The sequence below is a fragment of the Amycolatopsis sp. NPDC003731 genome (genome assembly GCF_053586895.1).
This window is the reverse complement of record NZ_JBSFNC010000170.1, coordinates 1-17,713: the sequence shown is the minus strand read 5'-3', so window position 1 is coordinate 17,713 and position 17,713 is coordinate 1. Positions and strand designations below refer to the sequence as shown.

General features: G+C 71.5%; 18 protein-coding genes. 5 read left to right on the top strand and 13 right to left on the bottom strand.

What is annotated here, in order from left to right; genetic code table 11:
• Positions 1-125: 125 nt before the first annotated feature.
• Genes ACWDN5_RS40710 through ACWDN5_RS40690 form a run of 5 tightly spaced genes read right to left on the bottom strand, consistent with a single transcriptional unit; the run spans position 126 to position 5,587 of the window.
• Positions 126-1,175 (bottom strand): acyl-CoA dehydrogenase family protein, encoded by a 1,050-nt coding sequence (locus ACWDN5_RS40710; RefSeq protein WP_449680028.1) that lies wholly within the window; start codon positions 1,173-1,175, stop codon positions 126-128.
• A complete protein-coding gene (locus tag ACWDN5_RS40705; protein ID WP_449680027.1) occupies positions 1,172-2,086 on the bottom strand; it encodes an acyl-CoA dehydrogenase family protein in 915 nt (304 codons plus the stop codon). The genes ACWDN5_RS40710 and ACWDN5_RS40705 overlap by 4 nt, the downstream gene beginning before the upstream one ends.
• On the bottom strand, positions 2,083-3,213 hold the full coding sequence (locus tag ACWDN5_RS40700) for an acyl-CoA dehydrogenase family protein (RefSeq protein WP_449680026.1): 1,131 nt from the start codon (positions 3,211-3,213) through the stop codon (positions 2,083-2,085). The genes ACWDN5_RS40705 and ACWDN5_RS40700 overlap by 4 nt, the downstream gene beginning before the upstream one ends.
• Positions 3,213-4,058, bottom strand: a complete 846-nt coding sequence (locus ACWDN5_RS40695) for an enoyl-CoA hydratase (RefSeq protein WP_449680025.1) — start codon at positions 4,056-4,058, stop codon at positions 3,213-3,215. Before ACWDN5_RS40695 ends, ACWDN5_RS40700 begins: the two co-directional genes overlap by 1 nt.
• Positions 4,055-5,587: a FadD3 family acyl-CoA ligase gene (locus ACWDN5_RS40690; protein ID WP_449680024.1), complete on the bottom strand. Its 1,533-nt coding sequence runs from the start codon at positions 5,585-5,587 to the stop codon at positions 4,055-4,057. Before ACWDN5_RS40690 ends, ACWDN5_RS40695 begins: the two co-directional genes overlap by 4 nt.
• A gap of 82 nt (positions 5,588-5,669) precedes the next feature.
• Here ACWDN5_RS40690 and ACWDN5_RS40685 point away from each other — a divergent pair, with 82 nt between their 5' ends.
• From ACWDN5_RS40685 to ACWDN5_RS40675, 3 genes are read left to right on the top strand one after another with little or no spacing between them, the layout of a single operon-like run.
• Positions 5,670-6,815: an acyl-CoA dehydrogenase family protein gene (locus ACWDN5_RS40685; protein ID WP_449680023.1), complete on the top strand. Its 1,146-nt coding sequence runs from the start codon at positions 5,670-5,672 to the stop codon at positions 6,813-6,815.
• Positions 6,812-7,573 carry an SDR family oxidoreductase gene (locus ACWDN5_RS40680; RefSeq protein WP_449680022.1) on the top strand — a complete coding sequence of 254 codons (762 nt, stop codon included), beginning with the start codon at positions 6,812-6,814 and terminating at the stop codon, positions 7,571-7,573. Before ACWDN5_RS40685 ends, ACWDN5_RS40680 begins: the two co-directional genes overlap by 4 nt.
• 8 nt (positions 7,574-7,581) lie before the next feature.
• The gene (locus ACWDN5_RS40675; protein WP_449680021.1) at positions 7,582-8,733 is read left to right on the top strand and encodes an acetyl-CoA C-acetyltransferase; all 1,152 of its coding nucleotides are present in this window, start codon (positions 7,582-7,584) and stop codon (positions 8,731-8,733) included.
• Here the strand turns inward: ACWDN5_RS40675 and fgd are convergent, their stop codons facing one another.
• The 8 genes from fgd to ACWDN5_RS40635 form a co-directional block, all read right to left on the bottom strand.
• Positions 8,734-9,738 (bottom strand): glucose-6-phosphate dehydrogenase (coenzyme-F420), encoded by a 1,005-nt coding sequence (fgd, locus tag ACWDN5_RS40670; protein WP_310975468.1) that lies wholly within the window; start codon positions 9,736-9,738, stop codon positions 8,734-8,736.
• 3 nt (positions 9,739-9,741) lie between these two features.
• Positions 9,742-10,797, bottom strand: coding sequence for an NAD(P)H-dependent flavin oxidoreductase (locus ACWDN5_RS40665; protein WP_449680020.1), 1,056 nt, complete (start codon positions 10,795-10,797; stop codon positions 9,742-9,744).
• A complete protein-coding gene (locus ACWDN5_RS40660) occupies positions 10,794-11,522 on the bottom strand; it encodes a CoA-transferase subunit beta (protein WP_449680019.1) in 729 nt (242 codons plus the stop codon). The genes ACWDN5_RS40665 and ACWDN5_RS40660 overlap by 4 nt, the downstream gene beginning before the upstream one ends.
• Positions 11,519-12,382, bottom strand: coding sequence for a CoA transferase subunit A (locus ACWDN5_RS40655; protein ID WP_310975464.1), 864 nt, complete (start codon positions 12,380-12,382; stop codon positions 11,519-11,521). Before ACWDN5_RS40655 ends, ACWDN5_RS40660 begins: the two co-directional genes overlap by 4 nt.
• Positions 12,372-13,112: an enoyl-CoA hydratase family protein gene (locus tag ACWDN5_RS40650; RefSeq protein ID WP_449680018.1), complete on the bottom strand. Its 741-nt coding sequence runs from the start codon at positions 13,110-13,112 to the stop codon at positions 12,372-12,374. The genes ACWDN5_RS40655 and ACWDN5_RS40650 overlap by 11 nt, the downstream gene beginning before the upstream one ends.
• Positions 13,112-13,981, bottom strand: coding sequence for an SDR family oxidoreductase (locus ACWDN5_RS40645; protein WP_310975460.1), 870 nt, complete (start codon positions 13,979-13,981; stop codon positions 13,112-13,114). The genes ACWDN5_RS40650 and ACWDN5_RS40645 overlap by 1 nt, the downstream gene beginning before the upstream one ends.
• Positions 13,978-14,745 (bottom strand): SDR family oxidoreductase, encoded by a 768-nt coding sequence (locus tag ACWDN5_RS40640; protein WP_449680017.1) that lies wholly within the window; start codon positions 14,743-14,745, stop codon positions 13,978-13,980. Before ACWDN5_RS40640 ends, ACWDN5_RS40645 begins: the two co-directional genes overlap by 4 nt.
• A gap of 78 nt (positions 14,746-14,823) precedes the next feature.
• A complete protein-coding gene (locus ACWDN5_RS40635; RefSeq protein WP_449680016.1) occupies positions 14,824-15,951 on the bottom strand; it encodes a PucR family transcriptional regulator in 1,128 nt (375 codons plus the stop codon).
• A gap of 166 nt (positions 15,952-16,117) precedes the next feature.
• Here ACWDN5_RS40635 and ACWDN5_RS40630 point away from each other — a divergent pair, with 166 nt between their 5' ends.
• Both ACWDN5_RS40630 and ACWDN5_RS40625 read left to right on the top strand, forming a co-directional pair.
• Complete coding sequence (locus ACWDN5_RS40630) at positions 16,118-16,795, top strand: TetR/AcrR family transcriptional regulator (protein ID WP_310975455.1); 678 nt, start codon at positions 16,118-16,120, stop codon at positions 16,793-16,795.
• 178 nt (positions 16,796-16,973) lie between these two features.
• Positions 16,974-17,633, top strand: a complete 660-nt coding sequence (locus tag ACWDN5_RS40625; protein ID WP_449680015.1) for a cutinase family protein — start codon at positions 16,974-16,976, stop codon at positions 17,631-17,633.
• Positions 17,634-17,713: the final 80 nt, after the last annotated feature.

Here is a 17,713-nt window from a genome sequence, read left to right as displayed (position 1 = left end):
GTGCGCGGGTTCGGCCGGGTGGCGCGCCGGCTTGGCCCGGTGCCGTTCACGCTCGCGAGGCCGAACCTCGGTTCGCTCCGGCGCGCGGCTCGGGCTCATTCGCGGCGTCCGAGGTCCCGAATGAGTCATTCGCGACGTTCGGACCCCGGGGCGCCGAAGAGCAGAGCCGTCCCGTGGGCTCGCTTGAAGTACAGGTGGGCGTCGTGCTCCCAGGTGATCGCGATGCCGCCGTGGAGCTGGATCATCTCCGCCGCCGCGTGGGCGAACGCCTCGCCGCACACGACCTTCGCGGTCTCGACCGCTTCGGCGTCGCCGTCCACCAGGGCCGCGTACAGCGCCGAGCGGGCCGCTTCGACGTGGACGTGGACGTCCGCCATCCGGTGCTTCAGCGCCTGGAACGACCCGATCGGGCGACCGAACTGACGCCGTTGCTTCGTGTACTCGACCGTCAGCTCCAACGCCCGCGCGGCCGCCCCGACCTGCTCCGCGGCGACGGCCACCGTCGCCGTGTCACGCAGCTGCCGCAGCTGTCCGGCGAACCCGCCGGCGTCGAGACGGCGAGCCGGCGTCGAAGCGCACTCGACCACCGCGAGCCGCCGGGTCGGGTCCAGGCTCGGCACGCAGGTGCGGCGGACCCCTTCGAGCGGCACCTCGAACAGGCCGGCGCCGTCGTCCGTGCGGGCGACGGCGAGCAGGACGTCGGCGAGGTCGCCGTCCAGGACGTAGTGGGTGCGACCGTCGAGCCCCGCGTCCGACCCGCGCAAGGCCGGCGTCCACCCTCCGTCCACATCGGACCACGCCACCGCGGCCAGGGTGGTGCCCGCGGCGATGCCCGGCAGCAGCCGCTCGCAGGCCTCGTCGTTGCCGGTCAGCAGCAGGGCCTGAGCCGCCAGCACCGCTGAGCCCAGCATCGGGGCCGGGGTGAGCGTCCGGCCGAGTTCCGCGAGCACGACACACGCCTCGGCCAGCCCGGCACCCGCGCCGCCGTACCGCTCCGGGATCGTCAGGGCGGCGACGCCGATCTGCTCGCAGAGCGTCGACCACAGCTTGTCGTCGTACCCCAGCGGCGACGCCATCGCGGCCCGCACCGCCTCCGGCCCCGACCGGCGCGTCAGCAGCGCCCGGACGGCGTCCCGCAGCGCCCGGGCTTCCTCGGTCTCCAGTGGATCGGTCATCGCAGGACCCGCGCGCGGTGGAACGACCCGGTCCCCCACGCCCCCACCAGAGCCCGGACCTTGGTCAGCCGGAGGCCGAGGTCGTGCTCGGCCGTGTAGCCGATGGCGCCGTGGACCTGCAGGGCGGTCCGGGCGGCGAGGTGGGCGGCGTCCCCGGCCATGACCTTCGCCGCCGAGACGTCCCGGGCGGACGCCTCCCCCGCGACGGCGGCGCCGTGCAGCAGCGGCCGGGCCAGTTCGAGCCGGGTGGCGACGTCGGCGAGCAGGTGCTTGATCGCCTGGTACTCGCCGATCGCCCGGCCGTACTGCTGGCGTTGCTTCGCGTACGCCACCGACGTGTCGAGCAGCCACTGCCCCGCTCCCAGGAGCTGGGCGGCCACGGCCAGGACTCCGCGGTCGAACGCGGCACCCCCCGTGACCGGCTCGGCCGGGACCCGGAACAGCCGCCGGGCCGGGTCGATCGAGCGCACGAGGTCGCCGGTTCGGGTGAGCTCGGCACCGGTGAGGTCGAGGACGACGCCCGCGATGTCGGCGTCGAGGGCCAGGGGGACCTCCGGCGGCGCGACGACGGTGGCGATGAGGTCGCCTTCGGCGAGTGAGGTGCGCCGGTGCCCGGTCAGCAGCGCCGGGGCGACCGCGGCCGACTCGACGACCGGGCCCGGGACGGCGTGGTAGCCGAGCGCTTCGCAGGCGACCACCAGGTCGACCGGGCCGGCGCCGAGGCCGCCGTGGTCCTCGTCGACCAGCAGCGCGAAGACGCCGACGTCGGCGAGGGCACGCCAGAGCTTGAGGCCGCGGTCGTGGTCCCCCGCGGCCCAGGCCCGGGCGGCGGCCGCGGTGTCCGCCCCGCCGAGCAGCTCGTGCAGCGTCGCGGCGAACTGGCGCTGCTCCGGCGAGAGCTGGAACCTCATCGGCGGGCCTCCCTCGGGAGTTTCAGCAGCCGTTCGGCGATGGTGTTGCGCTGGATCTGGTCGGTGCCGCCGTAGATCGGGCCGGCCAGGGAGAACAGGTAGCCGTTCACCCACGTCTCGTCGGTCTCGGCTTCCGGACCCAAGACGTCGAGCGCGGTTTCGTGCAGTTCGACGTCCAAGTGGGACCAGAACAGCTTGTTCACACTCGACTCCGGCCCCAGCTCTCCCCCGTCCTGCAGGCGGCTCACCGTCCCGAACGTGTAGAGCTGGTAAGCCCGCGCACCGATCCACGCGTCGGCCACCCTGTCCCGTGTGGACAGAGGCGCGCCGCTCGAACGCCAGAGGTCCACCAGCCGATCGGCCGCGGCGAGGAACCGTCCCGGGCTGCGCAACGACAACCCGCGTTCGTTGTTCGCGGTGGTCATCGCCACCCGCCAGCCCTGCCCCACCTCCCCGATCACGTCCTCGTCGGGCACGAACACGCCGTCGAGGAAGATCTCCGCGAAGCCCGGCTCACCGTCCAGCTGCGGGATCGGCCGCACGGTGACCCCCTCGGCCCGCAGATCGACCATGAAATACGTCAACCCGTGATGCCGCTGCGCCTCCGGATCACTGCGGAACAGCCCGAACGCCCGATCGGCGAACGTCGCGCGGGAACTCCACGTCTTCTGCCCCGACAACAACCAGCCGCCATCGGTCCGCACCGCCGTGCTCCGCAACGCGGCGATGTCGCTGCCCGCCTCCGGCTCGGACCAGGCCTGCGCCCACACCTGCTCGCCGGTGGCCATCGCGGGCAGAATGCGGTCGCGCTGCTCCTGCGTGCCGTGGGCGAACAGCGTCGGCCCGAGCATGAAGATGCCGTTCTGCGACACTCGCCCCGGCGCGCCCGAGGCGTAGTACTCCTCCTCGAACAACAGCCACTGCAGCATCGAGGCGTCCCGGCCGTGGTACTCCCGTGGCCACGACACCACCGACCAGCGCGCCTCGGCCAATTCGGCCTCCCACTCCCGATGGGCCGCGAAACCTTCCGCGGTGTCCATCGACGGCAACGAGCGAACGCGGGAAGCCAGCCACTCCCGGGCCTCGCTGCGGAAGGCTTCCGAGGCCTCGTCGATGTCGAGGTCCATCAGGCCCCCTTGTTCGCATCACGCATCGACCGCGCCGACTGCCCGCCCAGCGAATCCTCGGAAGTCTCAGCATTGTGAGCGTGTGCGAAGTGGTGCAACCCGAACACCGAGTCCATCCCGGACCGCAACCCCATCAGATCCTCGGCCTGGTTGACCGCCTTCTTCGCCAACGCCAACCCGAACGACGGCATCCCCGCGATCTTCTCGGCCAGCTCCTGAGTGCGCTCCTCCAGCTCCGCACGCGGCACGATCCGGGTGACCATCCCCCATTCCTTCGCCTGCTGCACGGTGAACCGCTCCCCGGTGAAGAGGACTTCCTTCGCCGCGCGGGGCCCGAGAACCCACGGGTGCGCGAAGTACTCGACGCCCGGTATCCCCATGCGTACCACGGGATCGGCGAAGAACGCGTCATCCGAGGCCACGATCAGATCGCACACCCAGGCCAGCATCAACCCACCGGCGATGCACGCGCCCTGCACACTGGCGATCATCGGCTTCGGGATCTCCCGCCACCGGCGGCACATCCCCAGGTACACCTCCGACTCACGCGCGAACCGCTGATCACCCCCGACGCGATCGGTGTGGTCCCACCACAGCACCGCCCGCCGATCGAACGGCTGGTCCGCGTCCCGCCCGGGACTGCCGATGTCGTGCCCCGCCGAAAAGTGTTTCCCTTCCCCCGCCAGGACGATCACCTTCACCTCGGGATCGTTGACCGCGTCCCGGAACGCGTCGTCGAGCGCGTACGTCATCGCCGAGTTCTGGGCGTTGCGGTACTCCGGCCGGTTCATCGTCACCACCGCGACCGGCCCCCGCCGCTCGGACCGGACCACCGTTTCACTCATGCCGTCTCCTCGGTCAGCAGCCGCTTCAGCACCTTGCCGGAAGCGTTGCGGGGCAGTTCGCCGAGGAATTCGACGAACTTCGGGTTCTTGTAATTGGCGAGCCGTTCGCGGCAGAAGGCGAGGACCGCCTCTTCGGTCAGCCCGGATCCGACGACGAACGCCTTGCCGACCTCGCCCAGCCGCTCGTCCGGGACGCCGACCACGGCCACGTCGCGGACGCCGGCCAGCTCGGTCAGCGCGCTCTCGACCTCGGCCGGGTAGACGTTGAAGCCGCCGCAGATGTACATGTCCTTGAGCCGGCCGGTGATGGTGAGGTTGCCGTCGGCGTCGAGTTCGCCGACGTCGCCGGTGTGCAGCCAGCCGTCTTCGTCGATCGCCTCGGCCGTCGCCTCGGGGTCATCGAGGTAGCCGAGCATCACGTTGGGCCCGCGCAGGACGATCTCGCCCGGCGAACCGTGGATCGCCACTTCGAAGCCCGCGGTCGCCCGGCCCGACGTGCTCGCGATGAGTTCCGCGGAGTCGCCCGGGCGGCACATCGTCACCATCACGGCTTCGGTGAGGCCGTAGGCGGTGAGCACGGTCTCGAACCCGAGTTCGGACCACATCCGGCGGACGAGCGACGCCGGCACGCTGGCCGCCCCGGTAACCGCGAGCCGCAACGACGACAGGTCGCCCTTGCGCGGCTCGTGCAGCAGGGACTGGAAGACCGTCGGCGCACCCGGCAGCACGGAGATCCGCTCCCGTTCGATCACCTTGAGCGCCTCGCGGACGTCGAACACCGCCTGCGGGACGATCGTCGCGCCGGTCAGCAGGCCCACCACGATCCCGGCCTTGTAGCCGAAGCTGTGGAAGAACGGGTTGATCACCAGGTACCGGTCGTCCGCGGTGACCTGCCCGCAGTCCGCCCACGCCGCGGCGACCTCGACCGTCTGGCGGTGCGCCGAGAGCACGCCCTTGGAGCGGCCGCTGGTGCCGGAGGTGAAGAGGATGTCGCTGACGTCGTCCGGGCCGACGGCGTCCGCTCGCGCCTCCGCCTCGGCGGCCGGGACCTGCCCGGCCAGGGCCAGGAACTCGTCCCAGCCCAACGTGCTCTCCACCGGCCGGTGCGGCTCCTGCAGCGGCACCCGGACGACCGTGGCCAGGTCCGGCAGTGCGGCGCCGGTGTCCCGGATCGCGGCGTGGCGGTCGGTGCCGAGGAAGTCGGCGGCCACGACGAGTGCCTTGGCCCGGCCGCGGACGAGCAGGTCCACGGTCTCGGTGGCGGTGAAGCGGGTGTTGACCGGGATCAGCACCGCGCCCGCGTAGAGGGCACCGAGGGCCGCGGTGACCCAGTGGTGGGTGTTGGGGAGGGCGACCGCGACCCGGTCGCCCGCCTGGACGCCGCAGGCGGCGAACGCCCGCGCGACGGTTCGAACACGTTCCAGAAGCTGGTCGTAGCCGAGCCGCACCGAGCCGTCGACCAGTGCCTCCGCGGACCCGAACTTCGCGGCGGCATCGCGGACGACGGCCGGGATCGTGGTCTGTCCCACCACAGCCTCCTCTGGACCGACAAAGTAGAACGTGTTCTCATTACCCTAGGTGCCGGACCGGCCCGGCAGCAAGGAGGCGTGCGTGGAACCGTCGCGATTCCGCAGCGAGGTCGCGGACTGGCTCGCCGCCAACCTGACCGGCGAGTTCGCCCGGCTGCGCGGCCTCGGCGGGCCGGGACGCGAGCACGAGGAGTTCGATCTGCGCCTGGCCTGGGAACGCCACCTCGCCGCGGCGGGCTGGACGTGCGTCGGGTGGCCGGTCGAACACGGCGGCCGCGGTCTGTCGCTGGAGGATCAGGTCGCGTTCCACGAGGAGTACGCCGCTTCCGGCGCGCCGGCGCGGGTCAACCACATCGGGGAGCAGCTCCTCGGCCCGACCCTGATCGCGTTCGGCACCCCGGAGCAGCAAAAACGTTTCCTGCCCGGGATCGTCGGAGTCGAAGAACTCTGGTGCCAGGGTTATTCCGAACCCGGCGCCGGCTCCGACCTCGCCGCCGTCTCCACCACCGCGGTCCTCCGCGACGGCGAATGGGTGATCAACGGCCAGAAGATCTGGACGTCCCTGGCGCACGTGGCCGGCTGGTGCTTCGTCGTCGCCCGCACCGAAGCCGGCTCCCAGCGCCACCACGGCCTCTCCTACCTCCTCGTGCCACTGCGCCAGGACGGCGTCACCATCCGGCCCATTCAGCAGCTCACCGGCACCTCGGAGTTCAACGAGGTCTTCTTCGACGACGCCCGCACCCCCGCCGACCTGGTCGTGGGCGAACCCGGCGAGGGCTGGAAGATCGCGATGGCCACCCTGGGCTTCGAACGCGGCGTCTCCACGTTGGGCCAGCAGATCGGCTTCCGCCGCGAACTCGACGACATCACCGCCGAAGCGAAACGCCTCGGCACCTACGACGACCCGCTGCTGCGCGCCGACCTCACCCGCGCCCGCATCGGCCTGCGCGTGCTGCGCGCCCATGCTCTGCGGACGCTCGGACAGGCGGCCGGGCCAGAGGTCGCCGTCGGCAAACTCCTCTGGGCCCAATGGCACCGCGGGCTGGGCGAACTCGCCATGCGGGCCCGCGGCGCCCGATCCCTCACCTCGGACGGCCCCGAACTCGACGAGTGGCAGCGGCTGTTCCTGTTCACCCGCGCCGACACCATCTACGGCGGGTCGGACGAGATCGAACGCAACATCATCGCCGAGCGCGTGCTCGGCCTACCCCGGGAGGCCCGCCCGTGATCCCCGCCTACCCACCCGGCCATGACCTCCTCGAGGGAAAAGTCGTCGTGGTCACCGCCGCCGCGGGCACCGGCATCGGGTCCGCCGTGGCCAAGCGCTGCCTCGAAGAAGGCGCCGACGTCGTGATCAGCGACTGGCACGAACGGCGGCTGAAGGAAAAAGCCGCCGAACTCGGCGCCGTCCACGCCATCCCCTGCGACGTCACCCAGGAGAACCAGGTCCAAGCCCTCATCGACGGCGCCGTCGAGCACTTCGGCCGCCTCGACGTCATGGTCAACAACGCGGGGCTCGGCGGCACGAAGTCGGTGCTGGACATGACCGACGAGGAGTGGTCGAAGGTCCTCGACATCACCCTCACCGGCACGTTCCGCTGCACCCGCGCCGCCCTCAAGCAGTTCGTCGCGCAAGGCGGTGGCGGGGCGATCGTCAACAACGCCTCCGTAATCGGCTGGCGTGCCCAGGCCGGGCAGGCCCACTACGCCGCCGCCAAAGCCGGGGTCATGGCACTGACCCGCTGCTCGGCGCTGGACGCCGCGGAACACGGTGTCCGGATCAACGCCGTCGCCCCCAGCCTCGCCATGCACCCCTTCCTCGCCAAGGTCACCAGCGACGAACTCCTCGAAGACCTCACCAAGAAGGAGGCGTTCGGCCGCGCCGCCGAACCCTGGGAGGTCGCCAACGTCATGGTCTTCCTCGCCAGCGACTACGCGAGTTATCTCACCGGCGAAGTCGTCTCCGTCAGCAGCCAGCACCCCTAGGAGCTCCCGTGCCCGAAGCCTTCCTGCTCGACGCCGTCCGCACCCCGGTCGGCCGGCGCGGCGGCGCACTGTCCGGGTGGCACTCGGCCGACCTCGGCGCGCACGTCATCAAGGCCGTCGTCGAGCGCGCCGGCGTCGATCCGGACCTGGTCGACGACGTCATCCTCGGCTGCACCGACACCCTCGGCCCCCAGTCCGGCAACATCGCGCGCACCGCCTGGCTCGCGGCCGGGTTCGGTGACCACGTGCCCGGGGTGACCGTCGACCGGCAGTGCGGGTCCAGCCAGCAGGCTGTCCACTTCGCCGCCCAAGCCGTCATGTCGGGCACGCAGGACCTGGTGCTGGCCGGGGGCGTGCAGAACATGAGCCGCATCCCGATCAGCGCGGCGATGCTGGCCGGCCGCGAGTACGGCTTCGACGACCCGTTCTCCGGCTCGAAGGGCTGGCAGGAGCGCTACGGCAGCGCCGAGATCTCGCAGTTCCGCGGCGCCGAAATGATCGCCGAGCACTGGGACATCAGCCGTGCGGACATGGAGGAGTACGCGCTGCGCAGTCACCAGCGGGCCGTCGCCGCCATCGACGAGGGCCGGTTCGATGCCGAGATCGTCCCGGTCGAGGACTTCCGGCACGACGAAGGCCCGCGCCGGGACACCTCCCTGGACCGGATGCGCGGGCTGAAGCCGCTGAGCGAGGGTTCGCGGCTGACGGCGGCGGTGGCCAGCCAGATCTCCGACGGCGCGAGCGCGGCGCTGCTGGCGTCCGCGTCGTTCGTCGACGAGCACGGCCTGCGGCCGCGGGCCCGGATCCATCACCTGTCGGTGCGCGCGGCCGACCCGGTCTGGATGCTGACCGGGCCGATCCCGGCGACGGCCCACGCGCTCCGGAACGCCGGGCTCACGGTCGACGACATCGACCTGTTCGAGGTCAACGAGGCGTTCGCCAGCGTCGTCCTGGCGTGGCTGGACGAAACCGGCGCGGACCCCGGCCGGGTCAACGTGAACGGGGGCGGGATCGCCCTCGGCCACCCGATCGGGGCCACCGGCACCAAGCTCCTCGCCACGCTCCTGCACGAGCTGGAGCGCCGCGGAGGTCGTTACGGGCTGCAGACGATGTGCGAAGGCGGCGGCACCGCCAACGTCACCATCATCGAACGGCTCTGATCAGCCGAGGGCGCGCAGCTTCGGGAGGACGTCCTCGGAGAACTGGGTCAGGAAGCGTTCCTGGTCGTGGCCCGGGCCGTGGAAGACGAGGTGGTTGAGCCCGGCGTCGAGGTACGGCTTGATCTGGGCCACCGCCTCGTCCGGGTCCGACGCCACGATCCAGCGCTTGGCCACCTGCTCGATCGGCAGCTCGTCGGCCAGCCGTTCCATCTCCTCGGCCGAGGACACCGTGTGTTTCTGCTCCGCCGTCAGCGACAGCGGCGCCCAGAACCGGGTGTTCTCCAGGGCCTTCTCGTGGTCGCGGTCGTAGGACATCTTGATCTCGATCGTCCGGTCGACGTCCTCGACGGTCTTCTCGGCCGCCTCCGCGCCTTCCTTGACGGCGGGCATCAGCTTCTCGGTGTAGAGGTCCATGCCCTTGCCCGAAGTGCAGATGAACCCGTCACCCGACCGGCCCGCGTACTTCGCGACCACCGGGCCGCCCGCGGCGACGTAGATCGGCACCGGCTGCTCCGGCCGGTCGTAGATCTTCGCGTTCACCAGCTGGTAGTAGTCACCCTCGAAGTTCACGTTGTCGCTGGTCCACAGCTCGCGGATCAGCTTGATCGACTCCCGCAGCCGGGCGAAGCGCTCCTTGAACTCCGGCCACTCCCGCCCGGAGACGGCGATCTCGTTCAGCGCCTCACCGGTGCCGACGCCGAGGATCATGCGGCCGTTCGACAGCAGCGACATCGTCGCGAACGCCTGCGCGATGACCGCCGGGTTGTACCGGAACGTCGGGGTCAGCACGCTCGTCCCGATCTGTACCCGCTTGGTCCGCTCGGCGACCGCCGGCATCCAGGCCAGCGCGAACGGCGCGTGGCCGCCCTCGTGCCGCCACGGCAGGAAGTGATCGGACACCCACACCGAGTCCAGGCCCACCTCTTCGGCGCGCACCGCGTACTCGACCAGGTCCCGCGGCCCGAACTGCTCCGCAGACGCCTTGTACCCGACCTTCAAAGCCACCGCTCATCCTCCCGTTTCCCGGCCGAGCCGCCGCAGGATCTCACCCGCCTCGGCCACTGCGCCCTCGACGATCTGCGCCACCGTGGGCAGGTCGTGGATCATGCCCACCACCTGTCCCGACGCTAGCACTCCGGCGTCCGTCCGGCCGTCGACCAGTCCCGCCCGCAGCAGCATCGGGGTGTTGGCCGCCATGACCAGCTGGCTCCAGGTCAGATCGTTGCCGTGCTTCATCGCGAAGCCCTCTCGCAGCATCGCAACCGGGGACAGTCCGGTGATATTCCGGAAGCGCAGGGCGTTGCGGGCGGCTTGGGCGAGGCCGCGGATCCGGCCGGTGCGTTCGAGCTTGTCGACCAGCTCGGTGCGCAGGACGCGGTGCGGGAGGCCGTCGACCCGCTTGGTGACGACCGTCCCGGTGAGACCCTGCTCGAGGTAGAGGCGCTTGACCTCGTCGGGGACGGTGCTTTCCTTGCTCAGCAGGAACCGGGTGCCCATCGCGACCCCGGCCGCACCGTAGGCCAGTGCGGCGGCGAGGCCGCGGCCGTCGAAGAACCCGCCGGCCGCGACGACCGGGATGTCGACGGTGTCCAGCACGCTCGGGAGCAGCAGCGTGGTGGCGACGCCCCCGGTGTGCCCGCCGCCTTCGCCGCCTTGGACGATGACGGCGTCCGCGCCCCAGGCGGCGACCTTCTCGGCGTGCCGGGCGGCCCCGACCGACGGGATCACGACGATCCCGTGGTCCCGCAGTTTCGCGATCATCTCCTTCCGCGGCGCGAGTGCGAACGAAGCGACCTTCACGCCTTCGCGGATCAGCAGGTCGACGCGCGCACCGGCATCGGCCGCGTCGGCGCGGAGGTTCACCCCGAACGGCTTCTCCGTGCGCTTCTTGACCTCGGCGATCGCCGCTTCCAGCTCGGCGAAGGTCATCGTGGCGGAGGCGAGGATGCCCAGCGCGCCCGCTTCGGCCGTCGCCGACACCAGCCGGGGACCGGCGACCCAGCCCATCCCGGTCTGCACGACGGGGTGCTCGACCCCGGCCAGCCGGGTGAGCGCCGTCTTCACGCCGGAACTTCCTTGTCCCGCAGGTTCTTCGGGTCGATTTCGCGGATCAGCCGCAGTTCCTCTTCGGTCGGCTCGCGGCTGGTTCCGGCGTCGGAGAAGTCGATCGCGAAAGCGGTCGCCGCCGACACCTCTTCCCGGGTGACGCCGGGGTGCAGCGACACCGCCCGCATCGCGTGGTCCGGGCCGCCGAAGCCGAACACCCCGAGGTTGCTCACCACCCGGTGGACGTCGTGATACTTCTGCGCCGACGCACCGGCTTTGGCCGCATTGTCGTAGCCGACCCCCGACACGACGTCCACGCTCTCGACGAACACCCGGGTGCTGTGCCGGGGTACCCAGTAGCTGGTGCGGTGGTTGACCGTGTTGCCCGGCGCGCCCCGCACGCCCAGCAGCTGCTTCTTCGGGCGGGCGTGGTCGCCGATGGCGGAGATGTTCTGGTTGCCGTACCGGTCGATCTGGTTCGCGCCCATCACGACGTGCCGGCGGCCGTGCGGGACGATCGTGTCCAGCATCGTGCGGAACGGCTGCCAGCCCTCGACGACGCCGTCGGTGGTGACCAGGTGGGCTTCGCCGTCGGACAGCAGCAGGTCCGGCTCGAAGGTCAGCCGGGCGAGTTTCGCGCCCAGCTGCGGGACCAGGCCCATGGGACTGGCCAGGAGTTCGCCGTCGCCGCGGAAGACCTCGGCCATGGCCACCACGACGATCTCGGCCCGGGTCGCGCTCATGCCGCCTCCGCCTCGAACTTGTCCACTTCGGACAGATACCGCGTCTCGTCCCCCGAGAGGAACCGGTCCACGAACCCCGGCCAGGTGTCGAGGTCCTTGGCGCAGGCCGCGTAGTGCCGCTGGAACCGCTCGTCGCGGCCGTAATCCGGCACGGCCGTGGTGAAGTGCGCCCCGCGCGGGGACTCCACCACCCCGGCCACCGCACCGCGGTTGAGCAGCAACGACTGCACCGGCCCACCGGAAGTCAGCTCCGCCGTCTCCACCACCTTTTCCACCGACACGAAGCACCGCTCGGCCGCCAAGGCGAACAACTGGTCGAAGTACGGGTCGGGGCCGAGGTACTGGGCGTTGCCGCGGGCATCGGCCCGGTTGAGGTGGACCAGCGCCACGTCGAGGTGCTGCGCGGGGACCGCGACCAGCTCCTCACCGTCGTCGTAGGGCGAACGCACGGTGCGCAGCCGCGGGTTGGCGCGCATGACTTCGGACCCGAGCCCCGCCCGGGTGGGCAGGAACGGCAGCCGTTGCATCGCCGCGGACAGGGCCGTGCCGAACATGCCCTCGTCGTACTCGGTCACCTCGATCGCGCCGGTCTCCCGCGCCCGGCCGAACCACGGGTCGTACGGGATCGAATCCAAGGTGACGAACCCGAACACGACCCGCTTGACCTTGCCCGCCGCACACAGCAGGCCGACGTCCGGGCCGCCGTAGGAGACGACGGTCAGGTCCTGCACCGGCGTGCGGAGGATGGCGCGGACCAGGGCCATCGGCTTGCGCCGGGAACCCCAGCCGCCGATCCCGATGGTCATGCCGTCCTTCAGCTCGCCCGCCACCTCGTCGACGGTCATGCGCTTATCGGCCATTCAAGAACTCCTCGCGAGCCTCATCGGACGCCCCCAGCAGGTTCAACTCGAACGTGAAGCCCTGCTCGAAGCGGTAGCTGCGGTGCACCTGCTGGGTGTCGATCCCGTTCAACGCCTCTTTCGCCGCCCGGATGACCCGCGGGTCCTTCTTCGCGATGTCCCGTGCGACTTCCAGGGCCGCCTCGTCGAGGTCCACCCGGGGTACGACCTGGTAGACCGACCCGTGCGCGTGCAGCTCGGCCGCGGTGATCTTGCGAGCCGTGAAGTACAGCGTGCGCATCAAATGCTGCGGCACCAGCCGGGCGAGGTGCGTGGCCGCGCCGAGTGCGCCCCGCTCGACTTCCGGCACGCCGAAGGTCGCGTCTTCGGAGGCGATGATGACGTCTGCGTTGCCCACCAGCCCGATCCCGCCGCCGAGGCAGAAGCCGTGCACCGCGGCGACGACCGGAACCTCGCAGTCGTAGACGGCACCGAAAGCCGCGTAGCAGCCGCGGTTGGCGCCGACCAGGGCGTCATAGCCCTCGCTGCGCTGGATCTCCTTGATGTCCACCCCGGCGTTGAACCCGCGGCCCTCCGCGCGCAGGATCACGACGTGCACGTCAGGGTCACGCCCGGCCTGGGTGATCGCGTCGGCGAGGTCGAACCAGCCCTGCACGGGCAGCGCGTTCACCGGCGGGAAATCGACGGTGACGACCTCGATGTGCCCGTCGCGTTCGGTCAGGACGCCCATCAGCTCGCTCCGTAGACGGGTTCGGGCTCGGGCGCCTGCTCGAGCAGGTCCTTCACCACCGGGCCCAGCTCGGCCGGGTCCCACCGCTCGCCCTTGTCCACGACCGGGCCGTGCCGCCACGCCTGGGCCAGGGAAACCTTGCCGCCCTCGACCTCGAACACCCGCCCGGTGACGGGCCCGGACTCCTCGCTGCCCAGCCACACGACCAGCGGCGAGACGTTCTCCGGCGCCATCGCGTCGAAGCCGGTGTCCGGCCGGGCCATCGACGCGAACACCCCTTCGGTCATCCGGGTGCGGGCGGCCGGCGCGATCGCGTTCACGGTGATGCCGTAGCGGGCCAGTTCGGCGGCGGCCACGACCGTCAGCCCGGCGATCCCCGCCTTCGCCGCCGAGTAGTTCCCCTGCCCGACGCTGCCGAGCAACCCGGCACCCGAACTCGTGTTGATCACCCGTGCGCTCGGCGTCCGCCCGGCTTTGGCTTCGGCACGCCAATGCTCCGCCGCATGCCGCAACGGCGCGAAGTGGCCCTTGAGGTGCACCCGGATCACCGCGTCCCACTCGTCCTCGCCGAGGTTGACCAGCATCCGGTCCCGGAGAAAGCCCGCGTTGTTCACCAGCACGTCCAGGCGCCCGAAGTGCTCGACGGCCGTGCCGATCAGCTCACGCGCCCCGGCCCAATCGGCCACATCCGAGGTGTTCGCGACCGCCCGCTCACCGATGGCCTCGACGACCTCCGCGGCCGCGTCGGCGTCCACGTCGTTCACCACCACCGACGCCCCTTCGGCCGCGAACGCCAAGGCGTGCGCCCGCCCGATGCCCCGCCCGGCACCGGTCACCACGACCACCCGGCCCTGGCACAACCCGCTCACGAATCCTCCCGATGGTTGACGTCGGCCGCGGCGAGGAACGCCGGGACCTCACCTCCGCCGTGCACGCGCAGAGTCGCGCCGGAAACATAGGAAGCCAGCCCGGAAGCCAGGAACGCGGCGCAGTGCCCCACCTCTTCGGGCTCGGCCAGCCGGCCCAGCGGCACGGTCTTCCCCACCGCCTCGACCGCCGCCTCACTCCCGTAGTGCAGGTGCGCCTGCTCGGTCCGGACCATCCCGACGTCGAGCGCGTTGACCCGGACATTCGGCGCCCACTCCACCGCCAGGCTCGCCGTCAGGTTGTCCAGCCCGGCCTTCGCGGCGCCGTAGGCCGCGGTTCCCGGCGACGGACGTGTGCCGCTGACGCTGGAGATCATCACGATCGAGCCGCCGGTTCCCTGCCGCTGCATCACCGCGTTGGCGTGCTGCGCGACCAGCAGCGGAGCCAGGAGATTCAGCTGCACGACCTTCTCGTGCAGGCGCGGCGACGCCTCCGCGGCCGGCACATACGGCGCCCCACCCGCGTTGTTGACCACCACGTCCAGGCGCCCGTGCCGCTCGACGATCCCCTCGACCAGCGAGGCGACCTGCGTCTCGTCGCGCACATCGCACGCGACGAACTCCGCCGGGGTCGGCGCCTCCCGCCGCGCACACACCACGACCCGGGCACCGTGCGCGAGGAACACGTCGGCGATGCCCCGGCCGACGCCGCGGACGCCTCCGGTGACCAGGACCACCGTCCCGGCCAGGCCCAGCTCCGTCTTCACCGGCACACCACCTTCCGCCCCCAAAACTAGAACATGTTCTCGCTGGGGACAAGGTCGGGAGCCGAGCCGGGAAGCCTCCTACTCCTCGGGTGGGGAGAACTCGTTCCGGGCGGTCCGCAGCCCCGAGGCGCGTAGCGCGGCCTGCATGGCGAACCGGGCGTCGGGATCGTCGAGGCGAGCACCGAAGGCCTGCTTCAGCTGGCGCACGCGGTAGCGGACCGTCTGCGGGTGCACCGACAGGTCGACCGCGATCTTCTCGGAGTTGCCGCCGTTCTGCAGCCAGGACAGCAGGGTCTCGCCCAGCCGGCGGCGCGTCCGCTCCGGGAACTGCCCGAGCGGGGCCAGTTCCTGCCGGGCGACCTGCTCGGCCAGCGGCGAGTCCGACAGCAGCCACAGGTCCGTCAGGTGGTCGGTGCACCACGTCACCGGCGCGTCCGGGAGCGATCCGTCCGCCACCAGCCGCAACGCCGTCCGCGCCCAGCGCAGCGAATGCGCCGCCGCGCCGAGGTCGGTCGGCGGCCCGACCGCGACGCGCGTGCCGAGCCGGGTCAGGGCCCGGGCGTCCACCGGGGCGGGGAGCAGCAGGTAGGGCTGCGGTGGGTCGAGGTCGGCGAGGACGTCGGGCCCCCACGTGGTGCTCACGGTCGTTTCGGCGGCGACCGCCGCCACCGCCTGCGGCACCGGCCAGCCCGCCGCGTCCGCGAGTTCGGCGAGGACGGCGTCCGGGATGGTGCCCGGCCCGGTCAGCAGGCGCAGCAGCCGCTTGCGCAGGCCCGACCGCGTGCCCTCGATCTCCGCCCACGCCTCGCGGTGCCCCCGGCTCGACATCCGGGCGAGCTCGTCCGCGTAGCCGAAGAGCATCTCGGCCAGCTGCGCCATCACGGCGGAGGACAGCCGGTGCCGCCGGCCCAGCCGCATGATCCAGCGCCAGCCGACCCGGGTGCCGACGCGGTAGGCCGCCTGCAGGTCGTCGAGGGTGCGGCCCTCGCGCGCCTCCCCCGCGCCGAGCCGGCGGCACGTCTCGTACAGCCGGTCGCGGGAGGCCAGCGGGTCCTCGACCAGGTCGACGAAGAGCTCGACAGCGCACTCGACACCGTGCCGGGTCCGGCGGCCGTAGGACCCGTCCCCCGTCCGGGCGTAGACGGGGACCGCCCGCAGGATCTCCCGGACGATCCCGTCCACCAGTGCCGGGAGCGCCGGCCGCATGAGTGCGGCCAGCTCCCCCCGCCGGACAACTTCTTCGACGGCATCGCGGGGAGCCGGGACGGGTTGCCGAGCACTGTCGCGGGGCACCAGGGTTCCTCCACCGGAAGGAGGCGACGGACCTTGCTTTACCGGACAGTAAAGCAAGGAGTCCGTACAGTACACCTCCATGAGCCGGCAGAGTCCTCCTGATCGATCCAGCGCTCGCCGCAGCCCGGCCGCCCGGCCCACCGACGACGAGTTGCTCGACGCCGCCCGCGCGGTGTTCGCCGAGCGGGGCTACGCCCAGGCCACGATGGGCCTGATCGCCGACCGCGCCGATTCCACCAAGCCCACCCTCTACGCGCATTTCGGCGACAAGGCCGCCCTTTTCCGCACCACGGTCCGCCGGGAGGTCGCCGCGTTGCGCGCCTGGGTGATCAGCGCGTACGAAACGGCGAACGCGCGCCCCCTCGAAGAGCGCGTCCGGCTCTCGGTGATGGCCATGTTCGGCTACGCCGGAGCCCACCCGGAAAGCTTCCGGCTGCTGTTCGACTCGGCCGTCGACGAGATGTCGAACGAACGCCGCGCGCTGGCCGACTCCATCGCCACCCACGTGATCGGGCAGGTGCGCGACCACCTGCGCACGCACGGGCGCCCGGCCGGCCCCGGCGCGGACCTGCTCGGCGAGATGATGGTCGGCCTGGTCGGGCGGGCCGCGATGCACGTGTCCCACTCCCCCGGCCTCGACCCGATCGCCGCCGGGGAACTGGCCACCGGGTTCGTCATGGCCGCGCTGCGCGGGCTGGATCCGGCGCTGCTGGACCGCCTCGACACCCCGCGCCCGGCCGGGCAGTGCGCCACCTGAGCGTCCACATCGGACCGTTTGTCACCGGCTGAACAATTCCCGGCGTTCCCGGGAAACACCTCTTGCCGGGTCCGGCTACCACTGCGACGCTGCGAATCACCGCAAGCGTCGCACGCATTTCCGTCCCCCGCGGAAAGCGCTTGCCGACCCCTTTTCCCACAACGAGGTGTGATCAGCCATGATTCGCGTCCCCAAGAAGCGCTTGTTTTCCGCTGCGGCCGCCGTCGGGTTCGCCGTCGCCGGGCTCACCGTGGCCGCCGCGCCCGCCGCTTCGGCGGCGCCGTGCACCGACATCGACGTCCCGGTGGCCCGCGGCACCGGCGAACCCGGCACGCTCGGCCTCATCGTCGGCGACCCGGTGTTCTCGGCCGTGCAGAACCGGCTGCGCCCGCGGTCGGTGAGCAGCTACCGCGTCGACTACCCGGCCGACCTCGGCCAGCCGGCCTCGGTGCAGAAGGGCAACACCGACCTGGTCAACCACGTGCGGACGCAGGCCGCGGCCTGCCCGTCGCAGCGGTTCGTCCTCGTCGGCTACTCCCAGGGCGCCAACGTCGTCGACAACTCGATCGGCATCAGCAGCGCCGGCGCGGTCGTCGGCGGCCCGATCGCCGCGACCATCCCGGCGGACCTGGCGCCCCGGATCGCGGCGATCCTGTTGTTCGGCAACCCGATCCGCGCGATCGGCCGCTCGGTCACCGGCACCTACCAGAGCCGCACCAAGGACTACTGCGCCTTGGGCGACCCGATCTGCCAGGCGGGCGGCTTCAACATCCTGGCGCACCTGAGCTACGGCGGCGACGCCAACGACGCGGCCGCCTTCGCCGCGGGCAAGGTCTGACGGAGCGCGGGCGGCCACCTCGGGTTTCTTCAGCCGCAGCAGGAAGAACACCGCGACCGCGGCGAGCACGCCGACCACGA